At 57.4% G+C, this 16,013-nt stretch carries 13 protein-coding genes; 9 read left to right on the forward strand and 4 right to left on the reverse strand.

From position 1 onward, the window contains the following. Positions 1–826 precede the first annotated feature (826 nt). From VGH19_15375 to VGH19_15390, 4 genes are read left to right on the forward strand one after another with little or no spacing between them, the layout of a single operon-like run. Entirely contained in the window at positions 827–1,543 is a 717-nt protein-coding gene (locus VGH19_15375) for a (Fe-S)-binding protein (GenBank protein HEY1172747.1), read from the forward strand. A 12-nt stretch (positions 1,544–1,555) separates the two neighbouring features. Continuing rightward, entirely contained in the window at positions 1,556–2,269 is a 714-nt protein-coding gene (locus VGH19_15380; GenBank protein ID HEY1172748.1) for a class I SAM-dependent methyltransferase, read from the forward strand. Between the two features lie 3 nt (positions 2,270–2,272). Then, on the forward strand, positions 2,273–3,685 hold the full coding sequence (locus tag VGH19_15385; GenBank protein ID HEY1172749.1) for a LutB/LldF family L-lactate oxidation iron-sulfur protein: 1,413 nt from the start codon (positions 2,273–2,275) through the stop codon (positions 3,683–3,685). A gap of 4 nt (positions 3,686–3,689) precedes the next feature. Beyond that, positions 3,690–4,379: a lactate utilization protein gene (locus VGH19_15390; protein HEY1172750.1), complete on the forward strand. Its 690-nt coding sequence runs from the start codon at positions 3,690–3,692 to the stop codon at positions 4,377–4,379. 33 nt (positions 4,380–4,412) lie between these two features. Here VGH19_15390 and VGH19_15395 read toward each other — a convergent pair whose 3' ends face one another. From VGH19_15395 to VGH19_15405, 3 genes are all read right to left on the reverse strand, one after another. Beyond that, positions 4,413–5,852 (reverse strand): DUF1501 domain-containing protein, encoded by a 1,440-nt coding sequence (locus VGH19_15395; GenBank protein HEY1172751.1) that lies wholly within the window; start codon positions 5,850–5,852, stop codon positions 4,413–4,415. A gap of 5 nt (positions 5,853–5,857) precedes the next feature. Next, entirely contained in the window at positions 5,858–8,992 is a 3,135-nt protein-coding gene (locus VGH19_15400; GenBank protein ID HEY1172752.1) for a PSD1 and planctomycete cytochrome C domain-containing protein, read from the reverse strand. Between the two features lie 199 nt (positions 8,993–9,191). After that, positions 9,192–10,064, reverse strand: coding sequence for an AraC family transcriptional regulator (locus tag VGH19_15405; GenBank protein HEY1172753.1), 873 nt, complete (start codon positions 10,062–10,064; stop codon positions 9,192–9,194). A gap of 166 nt (positions 10,065–10,230) precedes the next feature. Here VGH19_15405 and VGH19_15410 point away from each other — a divergent pair, with 166 nt between their 5' ends. From VGH19_15410 to VGH19_15430, 5 genes are all read left to right on the forward strand, one after another. Further along, positions 10,231–10,377 carry a hypothetical protein gene (locus VGH19_15410; protein ID HEY1172754.1) on the forward strand — a complete coding sequence of 49 codons (147 nt, stop codon included), beginning with the start codon at positions 10,231–10,233 and terminating at the stop codon, positions 10,375–10,377. A 132-nt stretch (positions 10,378–10,509) separates the two neighbouring features. Next, entirely contained in the window at positions 10,510–10,908 is a 399-nt protein-coding gene (locus VGH19_15415) for a GntR family transcriptional regulator (GenBank protein HEY1172755.1), read from the forward strand. Further along, entirely contained in the window at positions 10,905–11,834 is a 930-nt protein-coding gene (locus tag VGH19_15420) for an ABC transporter ATP-binding protein (protein ID HEY1172756.1), read from the forward strand. Before VGH19_15415 ends, VGH19_15420 begins: the two co-directional genes overlap by 4 nt. Further along, the gene (locus tag VGH19_15425) at positions 11,831–13,813 is read left to right on the forward strand and encodes an ABC transporter permease (GenBank protein ID HEY1172757.1); all 1,983 of its coding nucleotides are present in this window, start codon (positions 11,831–11,833) and stop codon (positions 13,811–13,813) included. The genes VGH19_15420 and VGH19_15425 overlap by 4 nt, the downstream gene beginning before the upstream one ends. A 51-nt stretch (positions 13,814–13,864) precedes the next feature. Continuing rightward, positions 13,865–14,851, forward strand: coding sequence for an alpha/beta hydrolase (locus VGH19_15430; GenBank protein ID HEY1172758.1), 987 nt, complete (start codon positions 13,865–13,867; stop codon positions 14,849–14,851). Positions 14,852–14,966: 115 nt separating this feature from the next. Here VGH19_15430 and VGH19_15435 read toward each other — a convergent pair whose 3' ends face one another. Next, entirely contained in the window at positions 14,967–15,713 is a 747-nt protein-coding gene (locus VGH19_15435) for a DUF6799 domain-containing protein (GenBank protein ID HEY1172759.1), read from the reverse strand. Positions 15,714–16,013 lie beyond the last annotated feature (300 nt).

Raw genomic sequence — 16,013 nt, forward strand, 5'->3', positions numbered from 1 at the left:
CTTCCAAATGCAGGTCATCAAGGAACTGGACCTGCGTGAAAATCAAACCCAACCAGTTCCTAAAACCTGATGCACTGGCCAACTCAAAATGTGTCCACCATGTCCCCGCACACCTGTCCACCATCTCTCCAGTCTTTACACGAGGGGAGAAGGAAGAAAGAGGCCGTCCCTTATAGGATATGTGGGTGTATCGGGTGCTGGATCGGGGCTCGTAAGCTGGAGGGAGAACGGGACGTCGGTGGGCGTAGGATTGTATGTCTCACCGGGGAATCCTCAGTAGCCACTGCGGAACCAGCCGGGTCAAGGACAGCGCCAGAGTCTGGCCTCCCTGTGAGGAGGAGCCATAGGCCAGATACATCAACAGGGGTCGGATGGTTTCATTGCTCTTTGACATAGTTCCTTAGCCATCCAAGGGATGGAGTGGGAAGTTTTCAGTGTTCAGTTTTCAGAGGAACACGAAAGCCGAAGATTCTGCCTTTGCTCTAGATTCAAAGCGTCGAGGACGACGACGAGAACGAGGACGAAGGACGATTGGGTGGTGTTGGAGTGGCTGGCGAGGGTCGGATTCGGATTGGTGTGGACTGGTGGCTAGAGTGCCGCAGAACAGGATGCCATCGAGAAGAGGGAGCATCGACCGGACGAGATGGGAAGGCGACTTCGGGGGAACGGATGAATTATGAAGGATGAGGTATGAAGGGAGAAACGTCCAACTTCCAACTTTGAACGTTCAACGTTCAGAGGGGAAACCAGGATGGTGGCGGGGAGGGTGGCAAAACTTTGGGCTTTGAACTTTGCCCGGCTCCCCGCCATTCTGTCCCCCGTTTCTATGACTGTGACTTTGTTTGTGCCTTGCTTCGTTGATGCGTTGTTCCCGCAGGTCGGGATCAACATGGTCCATATTTTGGAGAAGCTGGGTCATCGCGTAGAATGTCCGGAGGAGATCGCTTGTTGCGGTCAGCCAGCCTTTAACTCCGGTTATTGGGATGAGGCGCGGTGTGTGGCGGAGCCGGTGGTGAAGCGCTTGAAAGATTCGGAGGCGGTGGTGATCGCGTCGGGATCTTGCGGCGCGATGTTAAAGGTGTTTTATCCGCAGCTTTTTGAGAACAAGCCCGAGGCGTCTGCGGCGCATGAACTCTCGCACAAAGTTTGGGAGTTCTCCGATTTTCTAGTGAAGAAGCTGGGCGTGACGGATCTGGGCGCGAAGTTCCCGGCGAAGGTGACGTTCCATGATGGTTGCCACGGGTTGCGTGAACTGGGCATCAAGTCTTCTCCGCGCAAGCTGCTGGAGAAGGTGCAAGGGCTGGAGCTGGTGGAGATGCAGGATGCCGAGACGTGCTGTGGTTTCGGTGGGACGTTCTCCGCGAAATTTCCGATGATCTCCACGGCGATGGGTGAGGTGAAGTGCGCGAGTGCCAAGGATACGGGTGCGGATTACATCGTCTCGAACGACTCGAGCTGCCTGATGCATGTGCAGGGGTTGTTGAGCCGTGAAGGGCACAAGCTCAAGACCATCCATCTCGCGGAGATCCTGGGTAAGAACTGATTTATTTGTTGTATGGAAGTGACTGCCAATCCTCTTGATCCCGTCAGCGAACAGCTCGCGTATTATTGCGCGCGCGCGCCAGAGTATGATGAGTGGTGGTTTCGCCTGGGCCGCTACGACAAGGGCCAGGAGCAGAACACGCAATGGTTCAGCGAAGGCGCGATCGTGGCGGAGGCGTTGCACGCGTTTCAGCCGGTTGGCGAAGTGTTGGAACTGGCGGGTGGCACGGGCATCTGGAGCGAGCAATTGCTCTCGCACGCAAATCATCTCACGGTGGTGGATGGCTCCACGGAGATGCTGAAGCTGAATGCGGCGCGGTTGCATTCCTCCAGCGTCACTTACGTGGCGGCGAACATCTTCGAGTGGCAGCCGACGGATCGTTATGATGCGATCTTCTTCGGCTTCTGGCTCTCGCACGTGCCGCCGGAGAAGTTCGATGCGTTCTGGGAATTGGTCCGCAAGAGTTTGAAACCGGGTGGACGATTTTTCTTCGTGGACTCCAAGCTGGCGAGTTCGTCCATGGCGGCGAATCATCAATTGCCGGACAAGGATTCCACGACGCATATCCGGCGCTTGAATGACGGTCGCACGTTCCAGATCTACAAGGTATTTTACGAGCTGGATGAATTGGCGGCGCGACTGAAACAAAAGGGCTGGTATGTGGACCTGCGCCAGACACAGAATTATTTTCTCTACGGCTCGGGTTCGCTCACGCAACCCGCATAAACCATGAGCAGTCATTCACAGGAATTTTTGCAGCAGGCAGATGTCGTCACGAAGGATCTGCGCCATCGCGGCCTTATCCAGACGGCGCTCCGCAAGTACGAGGTGGCGCGCGACAAGAAGAAGGCCGCGTTCGGTGATTGGCAATCCGCGCGCCAGGCCGCAGCCGAGACGAAGTGGGAAGCCATCAACCACATGGACCAGTATCTCGCGGAGTTCGCCGACAAGCTGGAGGCGCGCGGGACGAAGGTGCACTGGTGCAGCACGGCGGATCAGGCCCGGGATATCATCGTGAAGATCATCGCGGACAAGAAGGCGCGGTGCGTGATCAAGTCCAAGGCGATGACGGCAGAGGAGATCCACCTGAACGCCGCGATGGAGAAGGCGGGCTTCGAAGTGGTGGAGAGCGATCTGGGCGAATACATTGTGCAGCTCCGCAAAGAGCCGCCGTATCACATCGTCTTCCCCGCGATGCATCTCACGCGCGATGACATCAGCGATCTTTTCCAAAAAGAACTCGGCAGCGCGCCGACTCGCGAACCGGAAGAGCTGACGATGATCGCACGTCGGGCGCTCCGTAAGAAATACATCGAGGCAGACATCGGCATCACGGGCGCGAACTTCGCCATCGCAGAGACGGGCATGATCTCGCTCACGGAGAATGAGGGTAATGCGCGGCTCACGGCGGCCTTGCCCAAGACGATGATCACGCTCATGGGCATCGAGAAGCTGTTGCCGAAGATGGAAGACCTCGCGCTCTTCCTGCCGATGCTTGCCACAGCAGGTGCAGGCCAGACGGTGACGGGCTACAACACGCTCTACGGTGGACCGAAGCAACCCGGTGAAGTGGATGGGCCGGAGGAATGGCACGTGGTGCTGCTGGATAATCAGCGCAGCATCCTGCTCGCCGATCCGGAGCAACGCGATTCACTGCATTGCATCCGTTGTGGTGCATGTCTGAATGTGTGCCCGATCTTCCGTAACGTGGGCGGCCATACTTACGGCACCACTTACAGCGGTCCCATCGGCAGTGTCATCACGCCGCATCTGCGCGGGCTGCAGAGCTGGAAGCATCTCAGCGGTTCGTCGTCACTTTGTGGGGCTTGCACGGAGACGTGTCCGGTGAAGATCGATCTGCATCATCATCTCTTGCAGAACCGTCGCAACGCCAGCCAGGAAGAGCCGAACGCGATGGAGCAGACGGCCTACAAAGCATTTGGCATGGTGGCGAACAGCCCTGGCATGTGGCAAGTGGGCAAGGAACTCGCGCGCATGTTCCAGCCGCTGCACAAGTTCGTGCTGGGCAGCAAACTCGATCCTGCCAAACCATGGACCGCGACGCGCGATGTGCAACCGGTGGCGCAGGAGAGTTTCAAAGAATGGTGGCAGAAGCATAAGTCCGCGAAGCAAGCGAAGTAACAACATGACTGAGCGCGAAAAGATTTTAGGCCGTATCCGCGAGGCGTTGACACTGAGCGCGCCGCATCCGGGCACGCATGGTGGGCATGAACCGGCGCAGACCTTCACGGGTCGCCCGGTGCATTCCGCGCAGCCGTGGTTGCCACAAGGCGGCGAGACGGCGGAAGAGCAGCTTGAACGTTTCCGTGCGGCTTCGCTCGATCTCAAAACTGATTTCCGCGATGGAGCGGATGAAGCATCGGCCATGGCTATCTTGAAAGAGATCGCGCAGGTGGAAGGCTGGAAGAAGGTTGCCGCTCATCGCAGCACCTTGACGGACAAGGCGACGCAAGCGCTGGCTCTGCCGGTGCTGCGCACGGACAGCGGTTACGACAAGCATGAGATGGAAGCGTGCGATGTAGGCATCACGGAGTGTGATGTCCTCGTAGCGCAGACGGGCAGCCTCATCGTGACGAGCCGCAGTTCCGGTGGGCGTGCGCTTAGCGTGCTGCCACCGCATCATGTGGTGATCGCTCGGCGCGAACAGCTTGTGCGCGATCTCTCCGCGGCATTTGCACTCATTCAGCAGAAGTATGCGGATAATTATCCCAGCATGATTTCGCTCGTCACCGGGCCGAGCCGCACGGGAGATATTGAGCGTATCCTCGTGCTCGGCGCGCATGGGCCGAAGAAGCTCACGGTGATCTTGTGGTAAGCCATAAGCAAACAGGCGAGGGCGCCCGCCCCACTACGCCAGCAGCTTCGTCACGATCTCCCCATGCACATCGGTGAGGCGGAAATCGCGGCCTTGGAAGCGGTAGGTGAGTTTCTTGTGATCGAAGCCCATCAGATGCTGCAAGGTCGCGTGGAGATCATGCACGTGGACTTTATCCACGGTGGCGTTGAAGCCGAGTTCATCGGATTCGCCGAGTGTGATGCCGGGCTTGATGCCACCACCAGCCATCCACATGGTGAACGCGTTCGGGTGGTGGTCGCGACCATCGTTGCCACCTTGCACCATCGGTGTGCGACCGAATTCACCGCCCCAGATGACGAGCGTGTCTTCCAAGAGGCCACGTTGCTTGAGGTCCATCACAAGGGCGGCGCTAGCTTGATCGGTGTTCTTGCAATTCTTCTTCAGGCCGTTGACCAAGTTGCCGTGCTGATCCCAAGCTTCGTGAAAGATCTCCACGAAACGCACGCCGCGCTCGATGAGGCGACGCGCGAGCAAGCAATTGTTCGCGAAGGAGGCCTTGCCCGGCTCCGCGCCATACATATCGAGGATGTGCTGCGGTTCTTTCGAGATGTCCACCACATCGGGCGCGCTCGCCTGCATGCGATACGCCATCTCGAAGGAGTTGATGCGCGTGGCGATCTCCGGATCACCCGTCACATTCAGACGCATGCCGTTCAGCTTGTTCAGCGTATCGAGGGACTCGCGCTGGAGCGATTCATCCACACCCTTCGGATTGCTGAGATAGAGGACGGGCTCGCCGCTGTTCCGGAATTGCACGCCCTGATAGACGCTGGGGAGAAAGCCGCTGCCGAAGTTCGAGCTGCCGCCGCTCGGGCCTTTATCACCCGAGCTGAACACCACGAAGCCCGGCAGATCATTCGCCTCACTGCCGAGGCCGTAGCAAGACCACGCGCCAAAGCTCGGGCGACCAAACTGCTGCGAACCCGTGTTCATCATGATCTGGCCGGGCGCGTGATTGAACGCATCCGTGACCATGGATTTCACGATCGCGATCTCATCCGCGATCTTCGCCGTGTAAGGCAGCAATTCAGAAAGCTCGGCGCCACTACGACCGTATTTCGCGAACTTAAATTTCGGTCCCAACAACTTCGACTGCGGATTGATGAACGCGGAACGATAACCCTTCAGCAGTTCTGCGGGCGGCAATGTGCCATCAAACTTCGCGAGCTGTGGTTTGTTATCGAACAATTCGAGATGACTCGGCGCGCCGGCCATGAAGAGGTAGATGACACGCTTGGCTTTCGCGGCGTAATGCGGAGCGCGGACGGCGAGCGGGTTCGTTGCGTCCGCTTTGCTCATCGCGTTCGCAGCGGGCGACATGAGCTGATTCAGTGCGATCGCACCCAAGCCCACACCACACTGTTGCAGAAACCAACGGCGGCTGACCTCTCTCGGATCCTGTCCGCGATAAAGATGAGACTGGCAGTTCATACGACTTATTCCTTCGTGATCGTTTCGTCGAGGTTCAGCAGCACGCGGGAGACAGCGGTCCACGCGGCGAGCTGGGCTTCGTTGATGCCTGAGGGCAATTTGCTGACTTCATTGCTCGCGAGTTCGAGCGGCTTCGCATCTTTCGCGCTGAAGCGGTCGAGCTGCTTCTGCAAGAGCGCTTCGAGTTCTTTTGCTTCATCTTTCGAGGGCTTGCGCGAGACGCAGCAGCGGAAGGCGTATTCGAGACGGCTCGCATCCGTGGTGCCGCCTTCACGCAAGACGCGTTGGGCAAGGCCTTGGGCGGTTTCCATGGAGATAGGATCGTTCAAAGTCATGAGTGCTTGCAGCGGGGTGTTCGAGCGACCGCGGCGCACGCAGGAGAAATCACCGTTCGGCGCATCGAAGGCTTGCAGAAGCGGATACGGCACGGAGCGATAACGGAACGTGTAGAGCGCGCGGCGATAACGGTTCTCGCCCTTCTCCTCTTCCCAGAATTTCGGACCGTAACTGGTGGGCGGCAGGAACAGGAATTCTGGTGCGGGCGGATACACACTCGCGCCACCAACTTTTTGATTCAGCAGACCGCTGGCGCTCAGGCCGATGTCACGCACTAGTTCGGCATCCACGCGGAAGCGGGAACCACGGGCGAGCAAGCGGTTGTTCGGGTCCAGCGCCAGCAGCTCCGGCGTGACGGAAGAGGCTTGGCGATAAGTGGAGGACGTGACGATGAGACGGTGGAGTTTTTTCATACTCCATTTGTTTTCCATGAAGTTCACAGAGAGCCAGTCGAGCAATTCAGGATGTGAAGGCGCTGGCGCTTGCACGCCGAGGTCTTCGCTCGTCTCCACCAGGCCGATGCCGAAGTAGGATTGCCATACGCGGTTCACCATGGAGCGCGCAGCCGTCGGGGATTTTGGATCGACGAGCCATTTCGCGAAGGTGAGGCGGTTGCCTTCATTTTTCTCCGGCAGAGGATTCAGCACCTTGGGCACACCGGTGGTCATCTTGTCCGCGGGCTTGGTCATGTCACCGCGCTTGAGGAGGAAGGTATCGCGCGGGTTGTCCATGCGGTTCAGCACCATCTGCGTGCTGCCTTGTGGATGTTGCTTCCAGAGGGCGGCGATCTGCGCGTTGGCATCCTTCCACTCCGGCACTTGCTGACGCCAGTAGGTGAAGAGATCGGCTTTCTGGATGCGTGTGCGCTGGGCGGCAGGCGTCTCCAAGATGTTCAGGATGTGATGCGGCAAGGTCGGTGCAGTCTCCGTCACATCCCCGGCGTAAGAGACGCGGAAGCGGCCGAGGTTCAGGTTTTGGTTTTGGTCGCTGTTCGGGCCGCCGTGCTGCTGCTGGATCTCGAAGGTGAACTTCGTGCCCGCTGGATAAGCGAAATTATTCGTGGCGATGAAGATCGCGGTGCGATCCTGATTGCGCTGGCCGGGTCCGGCATCGATGCCCCACGCGGTCTTCACGTCTTTGTCGATCGCATAGCTGATCGGGCCAGTGACGCGGTATTCGTTTGTCTTGTAATTCCCTTGCAGCACCTTCGGCAGCACCATCTCTTCGTTGCCGAAATCGGCGATGGCTTTCGCGAACTTCACGCCCGTCTTCTCGTTCGGCTTGGTGGCATCTTCCGTCACCACGCGGAATTCGGTGAGCGCCATCAAACCTTCCGTGGAACGCCCCGGGCCACCGGCAGGTAGATTCGGATCGGTCATCAATTCGAGACGGAACGCATTGATGTTCGTGGCGGTGACATTGTTCGTGAAGACGGCGGTGAAGCGCGTGGGCGCGTAGCCGGAGCCCATCTGCGAACCATCGGGGAAATCGTAGTAGCGTTGGGCATTGTCACCAGCATTGCTCAGCGGCAACACCGTCCACTTCGGCGAACGTTGCTTCACGGATTCTTCCCACGCGGTGAGTTTCTTCTCCCAATCCGGCGTGCGATGCTTCAGATCTTCCTCGATCTTCGCGATGTCGCCGAGCAGTTGCGCGCGGCGCATGTTTTGATCCGGCGAATACACATTCATGCTGCCTTCCGTGCTGTCATTGATGAAGGCGAAGAGCTGGTAATATTCTTTCTGCGAGATGGGGTCGTATTTGTGATCGTGGCATTGCGCGCACTGGACGGTGAGGCCCATCACGCTTTTGCCGATGGCGTCGAGGCGATCGAACATCGCCTCCATGCGGAACTGCTCGGGATGCACGCCGCCTTCCTCATTGATCATGGAATTGCGGAGGAAACCGGTGGCGACCTTCTGGTCCTGCGTGGAGTTCGGAAGCAAGTCACCGGCGATCTGCTCGATGACAAACTGGTTGTAAGGCAGGTCGCGATTGAAAGCGTTGATGACCCAATCACGGTAGAACCACACATCGCGCGGCTTGTCTTTCTCGAAGCCATCGGAATCCGCGTAACGCGCGCCATCCAACCAAATACGCGCCCAGCGTTCGCCGTAATGCGGTGAAGCGAGCAGTCGCTCCACCTGTTTCTCATAGGCATTCGCGGAACGATCGGCGAGGAAAGCATCCACTTGCGCAGGCGTTGGCGGCAGGCCGATGAGGTCGAGCGAGAGGCGACGCAACAAAGTGACCTTGTCCGCTTCCAGCGAGGGCTTGAGCTTTTCGTGCTCCAGCTTGGCCATCACGAAGCGGTCGATGGGATTCGCCACCCAGCGCGTGTTCTTCACCTTGGGCAGTTCCGGTTTCACGGGCGTCTTGAAGGCCCAATGATCTTGCCCCGCCGAGGCGAGTTTCACGGAAGCACTCTCCGGCCACACGGCGCCCTGATCGATCCATTGCTTGATGAGCGTGATTTGCTCTGCGGTTAGGCGTTCGCCCTTCTTGGGCATTGGATCCACTTCCTTGTGCGTGGCGGTGATGACTTGGAAGAGCACGCTCTTGGCGCTGTCACCGGGGACGATGGCGGCACCGTGATAGCCGCCTTTGAAGGCGTTCTCTTTGCTATCCAGGCGCAGGGCGGACTCCTGTTTGAAGGAGCCGTGGCAATCCGTGCAGCGCGAGGTGAAAATGGGCTGGATATCGCGGACGAAGTCCACGGAAGCGGCGTTCAAGCTGCACACACCGGCCAGCAAGACCATGATACCGGCGGCAAGGCGCGACGTTCTTTCAGGCAACAAAGACATATTCAGGCTATTACTAGATACTAGTGCATCCGCGCCGTGCCGGAATAGAGAAAATTGCTTACCTGTATGGAGGATTCAGCCATGTTCAAAAGGAAACATCGAACATCCAACATCGAACATCCAACATCGAACTCTGAACATCGAAAGCGGGATGACCAGAAATAGTTAGTTCTGCCTCCTCATCCCGCATACGGGACAGCTACGAGGAGGTGCCGCGTTCGCGTTTACGGAAGTCGGTGGGGGTGAAGCCGGTGACTTGTTTGAAATCGCGGCTGAAGAAAAATTGGTCGCTGTAGCCGCACTGGCTGGCGACTTGTTTGATGGCTTCATCCGTTTCGATGAGGCGGCGCTTGGCGTGGGTGATACGCTCGCGGCGGAGCCATTCATGCGGGCTGGTGCCGAGGTGTTGCTTGAAGACGCGAAAGAAGTGCGAGGGGCTCATGCCCGCCATGGCAGCCAGTTCAGGCACGCGCCAAGGCTGGAAAAATTTCAGCCGCATCGTCTCGATCGGCTTGCGCAAGCGCTCGGGCATGGTGTGATCACCGCCCGCCAGGAGACCACTGGCCTGCCGCGATTCCGTGAGTATGGCGACGAGTTGGGCGAGATCGCTGTTCAGCCACGCATCGGTGCTGACATCCGGGGCCTGCAACCGCTCGAAAATGCGATCGAAAATGGCACGGATGGGACGCAACGCCAACCCCGCGAAGATCGGGTGCGTCTTCACGGCGAGATTCGTGGCCCATCGCGCGCCTTGCGGTCCATCGAAGCGTAGCCAGTAAACTTCCCATGGATTCTGCGGCACACACCGGAACACATGTGGCTGCCCGCAATCGATCCACACCAGCTCGCCCGCCTTCACCGGCCAGACCTTGCCCTGCACCTGCACCTCACCCTGACCTTTGAGGCAGAGAATGAGTTCATGACCTGGATAATGGTCCCGCGTGATGTGATGCTCCGGCCCCGCGATGAGATGTCCGGCGCGCACGACGCTGTGATGACACGCGAATGTCTCCGCTGAAGGAGTATGATACAGCGAGCTCAAAAAACGCGTTGTCGCCGCCGGTTTGGTCACATGTGGAGCATGCGGGGAAAAAGGACGGATGTCCAATCTGGAGGCTTAATAAGCTCAAAGTTCAAAACTCAAAGCTCAACGGAGGGAGACATGGAAACTCCAACATCGGGAGGAAGGCGTCGTAACATCTCTTCCGTGGAAGAGTGTTCTCGCTCAAGTTGTTTGCATGCCAAAAGCGTCCAGCAGGAAAGTGGTGGGCGGTGGACAGGCTGCGGCTGTAGTTAAGAAGCCGAAGACGCAGGCGGGGCGGATCATGTATATCGAGTGCAAGGCGGGAGCTTTGCAGGGGGAGAGGCACGCATCGGGCGGGTGACTTTTCCAAGACAGGACGCACACTCTACTCTCACGGACAGAAATTCCAGAGTCTCTAAGGCAAGTCCCCATACACATTGCTTGACAAAGTGTATCAAGTGTACTATTACTACTAATACACTAATAAATCATCGTGCCATTCACCTTCAACATCGCCACTGGATCCAATGTTCCGATCTACAAACAGATCGCGGATCAGGTGCGGCTGGCGGTGGCGAATGGCAAGCTGGCGGTGGAGACGCAGCTCCCCAGTGTGCGCGCGCTTGCCGAGGAGTTGGTGGTGAATCCGAATACGGTCGCCCGCGCTTACACCGACTTGGCGCGCGAAGGCTTCATCGAATCACGTGCGGGGAAGGGCGTCTTCATCATCCCGAAGCGCAAGGTGGTGAGCCGTGAGGAGGGCTGGCGACGTTTGGAGCCTTTGATCGATGGCCTTATCGGTGAGGCCGCCGCCTTGGATTTCTCCCGTGAAGAGCTGGAACAGGCGTTCCGCAAAAAACTTTCCCAGTGGAAGAACCCGAACAAGCTATGAGCGATTCACCCGTCATCCAATTGCGTGGCCTGACGAAATATTTCGGCAAGAGTCCCGCGGTCTATGAGCTGAATCTCGAAGTGCCACGCGGTTGCGTCTTCGCTTTCCTCGGTCGCAACGGCTCGGGCAAGACCACGACCATCCGCATGATGCTCGGCCTCGTCCCGCCGACGCGTGGTAGCGGCACCTTGCTGGGTTGCGACATCCGCTCGCTCACACCGGAGATCCGTGGCCGCGTGGGCTATCTCACCGAGGAACATCAGCTCTATGCGTGGATGACGGTGAAGCAGTGCGGTGAATTTCAGTCCTCCTTCTATCCGCGCTGGAACGACAAGGTGTTTCGCGGTGTAGTCGGCCATTTCAAATTGAAGCCGGAAGCGAAAGTGAAAGACCTCTCGCGTGGCGAACGCGCCGGTCTTTGCCTCGCCCTCACGCTCGCGCCCGATCCCGAACTGCTCATTCTCGATGACCCCGCACTGGGCCTTGATCCGGTAGCTCGCCGTTCCTTGGTGGAATCGATGATCTATCTTACGCGCCGTTCGGACCGCACCATCTTCTTTTCCTCCCACGACCTCGCGGATGTGGAGCGCGTGGCCGATCACATCGCCGTGATGGATCGCAGCATCTTGCGCGCTTGCTGCCCCGTAGATGTCTTCCGCGAGAAGGTTCGCCAAGTGCGCCTGAGCTTCAATGGCGAGCCACCACGCCTGCCGGAAATCCCTGGCCTCTTGCAAGCCTACCGCACCGCCCATGAACTGCGCGTCGTATGTGTGGATAGAAATGGTGCGACACGGCAGGCCTTGAACGCACTCGCCCCGGCAAAAGTGGAAACGATGCCATTGAGTCTGGAAGAAGCGTTCTTGAGCTATCTCGGTGATCGTGGGGAGAAATCATTCATCTTGGCAGACATGGAGGAAAAAGTATGAAGGCACTCATCTGGAAAGAATTTCGTGAACAGCGCGTGCTGACGGTATTCGCGGCCTTGGTGATGGTGGTGATGCTGATCAGGGCCGGTTGGATCTCGGTCAGCAGCGCTTTATCTGAAAGTATGGGAAAGGGCGGGGTGATACAGATGCTGCAGCCATTGATGGCCGAGGACTTTCATTTGTCCGTGGCCGTGATCTGCGGCTTGTTTGCAACGATCTTGGGATGGATGCAAATGTTTAACGAGCGGCATCGTGATCTTCATGCCTACCTCTTACATCGCCCCCTTTCTCCCCAGACTATCTTTCGTGCGAAAGTCACCACCGGGATGGCGCTCTATTTTCTGGCGATGGGCTTGCCTTTGCTCGTCTTCATCTTGTGGGTCTCTTTTTCCGGCCGAGTCGCTGCACCTTTTGAGTGGAGCATGGTTCTTCCGTCACTGGCCTATTTCTTGAGCGGTACAGTTTGCTATTTTATAGCGATGCTGGTGTGTGTCCGTCGTGCGAAATGGCAAGGTAGCCGTATTTGGCCGATGGGAGTGGGAATTCTATTATATGCCTCATGTGCTGTTTTACCTCTTTTCTGGATGGTGGGGCTCGTGATCGCCATCTCCATCGGCCTGACGGCCTTGGCAGCAGCCGGTGCTTTTGCCGCTAACGGCGAATACGAAAGCCAAAGTCCGTTGGAAAAAGCCGCATTGACGGGAAGCCTTACTGTGGGGGCCACCATCATCTGTCTCTTCTTTGGGGTCGTGATCCATAACACCTTTGAAAACCGTAATGATCGTTCCTCCTTCCGTTATCAGATCGGCCGGGACGGCACCGTGTATAAAATATCGATGCGCGGAAATGTCCAGGAAGTGACAGACCTTGAGGGGAAACCTTTGATCGATGCGAACGGACAGAAGATAACCTTTCTACGTCACCCATATGGACTGGCCACATATGGCAGCCTGTCGCTGTACCGTGATGACGATTTCAAAAATAGGAAACCAGCCTTCCAAAGCAGCTTCACATACTATCGCTATTGGAAATCAGGAGAAGGCATCATCTGGTATGATTGGCTGCGCTATGGTCGCTTGGTTGGGTTCGATGGCAAAACTGGGAAGATAGTCGGAAGCATCGGCCCGGAGGGGTTTGCCGAAGGGCTTGCCGGGAAAAGCCGGTTTGCCGTACCGGACGATAACTATTGGTATCCCCGCAGCACCTTGGTGGATGAACAGACAGCTTATGCCATAGACGAGCGTGAAATGACGGCGAAGCCATTGCTGAGAGTCAGTGATACCAATCAAATCTTGGAAGCCAGAGTGATCCAGACAGGAGAAGGTCCGCGCTACACAGCAGTGGCCACACGCAGTTCGTTGCACTTCTTCACTCCGGATGGCAAACAATTGTGGCAAATACCACTGACGAAAGACCCCAGAGAATACAGCCAGATAGGTGTGCATTTACTGGATGTCGCCGGCAAATTTGCGGTGACCGTGAAGCCGTCTTACAAACTGAATGAGGAACGCGGCGGGAAAATGCCCACCTATTACTTCTTGGTGGCCAGCGGCGGTACCATTGAAAAACAGATGGAAGTGCCCGCTGATTTCTATGGCAAGGAAAGCGTCAGCCTTCTCGAAAAAATCACCATGGGCAGCATGCCTTTGTGTATGCATCTGCTTGTGGAATCAGACCATCCGTTTGTTGCCGCAGCCCTTGTGTATTCGACTGTGGCGATGATCATCGGAATCATCTTGGGACGACGTCATCGGATGTCTCTCAAAGCCCAGTCTGCCTGGGCGGTATTCCATTTCGTGACCGGCGTGGGCGGCTTGCTGGCGTTTATCTTCACGCGCAACTGGCCGTTACTGGTTAAATGTCCAAGCTGCCAGAAATTGCGTCAGGTAGAGCATACGCATTGCGAGCATTGCCAGGCACCTTTCCCCGCACCGGAAAGAAACGGTGTGGAAATCTTCGAGACCGCAACGGCTGAGTAAGGCTCGTCTTATCCACTATGCAGGACTGTTCCCTTCTGCTTAGCTGGCGGCATGCAACCCCGAATTCTTTCCGCAGTCGCCGCCTTGCTCTTGCTGGGCAGCCAGTCTTACGCTGCCGATGCCAAAGCCAAGGCTGATGATAAGGCTAAACCCGTAGTTGATGATAAAACCAAAGCCCCTGGCCAACGTCTGCCGACCGAGGCGAATGTGCGCTACGGCACCTTTGAGCGGAATGTCCTGGATTTCTACAAGGCGGCATCAGACAAGCCTACGCCGCTCGTATTTTATATCCATGGCGGGGGCTGGCTCAATGGGGACAAGGCGCGTGTCGGTGATCTGGAGAAGTATCTCGCAGCGGGCATCTCGGTGGTCTCGATCAATTATCGCTACACCTCGCAATCGCAGGATGTCGTGCCGCCGGTGAAGGGGCCGCTGCATGATGCGGCGAGAGCGTTGCAATTCGTGCGCAGCAAGGCGAAGGAGTGGAACATCGATAAGACACGTATCGGCGCGACAGGCGGTTCCGCAGGCGCATGCTCCAGCTTGTGGCTGGCGTTTCATAATGATCTGGCGGATGCGAAGAGCAGCGATCCGATCGCGCGCGAATCTACGCGATTACTTTGTGCAGCAGTGAATGTGGCGCAGACGACGCTGGACCCTCAGCAAATGAAGGAGTGGACGCCGAACAGCCGTTATGGCGGGCATGCGTTCGGCTTCAAGGGTGACAAGGAGAAGAAGCTCTCGCAGTTCGATGAGTTCCTGGCCAAGCGGGATACTATCCTGCCATGGATCGCAGAGTATTCGCCTTATGCGCTCGCTACCTCGGATGATCCGCCGATCTATCTCTACTACGGCGAGCCGCCAGCCATCGGGCAGGAGCAGAAAGACCCTACGCACACGGCGAACTTTGGTGTGAAGCTGCAGGAGCGTCTGAAGGAATTGAATGTGCCTTGCGAACTGGTCTATCCGAAAGCACCGGATGTGAAACATCCGGCGATCCGCGATTTTCTGATCGAGAAGCTGACGGCGAAGAAGTGAGGGAGTTTCTCTGAATGCGAAAAGCCCACCGTTGAGGAACGGTGGGCTTTTTGTCGTTCTATCTTTGATAGATAGAAAATAAGTTCACTGAAGACAAGGTGCCTGTCCCACTACGTTACTTCGTCGCCACGCCTTCGATGCGCAGGATCTGGCCTTCTTGCAGACGGATCTCTCCACCGCGGAATTTCACCACACGGCCATCACCAAAGACCCGCGTGCCGTCATTCATGGTGATGCTGCGGTTCGGTGCCACGTTGATGTTCTCGCCGTTCAGTTGCACCCTCACCTGCCCCGCGACCATGGTAGCGGAGTCCACAGCTTCGATCTTGGCTCCGCTGAGCTGCAGGATCATGCCTTCCACCAGGAAGCGGCGTTTGCCCTCTTTCTGGATCTGGCCATCCGGGGTGACGGTGGAGCCATCTCCCAAAGTCAATGGTGCGGTCAGGGGCCCGGCCACGCCGTCTTTGACCAGAGTGACGACACCGCCTTTTTTAGTCACATGATCTTCCACCGGGACGATGGAGCCATCCGCATCGGTGAGACGACCATCCTTGCCGAGGACCTGGCCTGGCTTGAGGGTGCGGGGCGTGCCTTGCTCACCGATCTTGAAGGTGCCGTTGGTGTTGACGATGATGGTGCCCAACTGCACCACGTTCGTGATCAGGATGGGCTCCGGCAGGTTTGCAGCCAGCCCGTAAGTCTGGTTGTCCTTGGCCGTCACGCTTTCGTAAGCGACGGTAGCTGCAGGAGCGGCTGCCGGTTCAGCGGCGGGCTGTTCTTGCGCCTGGGAAACAGCGGAGGCACAGGTGAAAGCCAAGGCGCTCAAGGTGGTGGACAGCAGCCTGGAAAGATTGTTTTTCATAAACTCAGCCCCAAATCCGGTTGATTCAATGAATCCATAGCAAGTTACCCGCCAATCGCACTTGTGGCAAGGCCGGTTGCACCCGCAGGCCCAAAGCTATGACTCTCGGGGAAACTCTACAAACACTCACAGCTTTTGCTCAGGCACATGGCTGCGACTCAGAGAGTCGCTCCCCATCTGGTAGAGACGCGTTGCCACGCGTCCCTGACTGATCCTTGGGGTATCCGCATGACCAGAGCAGGGACATGGAATCTTAAAAGCGTCTCAGATGTTGCCCCAGCCCCTTTATTTGCTGGTGGA

Source organism: Verrucomicrobiia bacterium (genome assembly GCA_036405135.1).
Classification (GTDB): Bacteria; Verrucomicrobiota; Verrucomicrobiia; order Limisphaerales; family JAEYXS01; genus JAEYXS01.

What these genes read in the sequence shown, in the direction of transcription:
- VGH19_15380 (HEY1172748.1), top strand. Translation starts at nt 1,556, where the DNA reads ATGGAAGTGACTGCCAATCCTCTTGATCCCGTCAGCGAACAGCTCGCG.
- VGH19_15400 (HEY1172752.1), bottom strand. Translation starts at nt 8,992, where the DNA reads ATGTCTTTGTTGCCTGAAAGAACGTCGCGCCTTGCCGCCGGTATCATG.
- VGH19_15385 (HEY1172749.1), top strand. Translation starts at nt 2,273, where the DNA reads ATGAGCAGTCATTCACAGGAATTTTTGCAGCAGGCAGATGTCGTCACG.
- VGH19_15425 (HEY1172757.1), top strand. Translation starts at nt 11,831, where the DNA reads ATGAAGGCACTCATCTGGAAAGAATTTCGTGAACAGCGCGTGCTGACG.
- VGH19_15390 (HEY1172750.1), top strand. Translation starts at nt 3,690, where the DNA reads ATGACTGAGCGCGAAAAGATTTTAGGCCGTATCCGCGAGGCGTTGACA.
- VGH19_15410 (HEY1172754.1), top strand. Translation starts at nt 10,231, where the DNA reads ATGCCAAAAGCGTCCAGCAGGAAAGTGGTGGGCGGTGGACAGGCTGCG.
- VGH19_15375 (HEY1172747.1), top strand. Translation starts at nt 827, where the DNA reads ATGACTGTGACTTTGTTTGTGCCTTGCTTCGTTGATGCGTTGTTCCCG.
- VGH19_15420 (HEY1172756.1), top strand. Translation starts at nt 10,905, where the DNA reads ATGAGCGATTCACCCGTCATCCAATTGCGTGGCCTGACGAAATATTTC.
- VGH19_15395 (HEY1172751.1), bottom strand. Translation starts at nt 5,852, where the DNA reads ATGAACTGCCAGTCTCATCTTTATCGCGGACAGGATCCGAGAGAGGTC.
- VGH19_15435 (HEY1172759.1), bottom strand. Translation starts at nt 15,713, where the DNA reads ATGAAAAACAATCTTTCCAGGCTGCTGTCCACCACCTTGAGCGCCTTG.
- VGH19_15430 (HEY1172758.1), top strand. Translation starts at nt 13,865, where the DNA reads ATGCAACCCCGAATTCTTTCCGCAGTCGCCGCCTTGCTCTTGCTGGGC.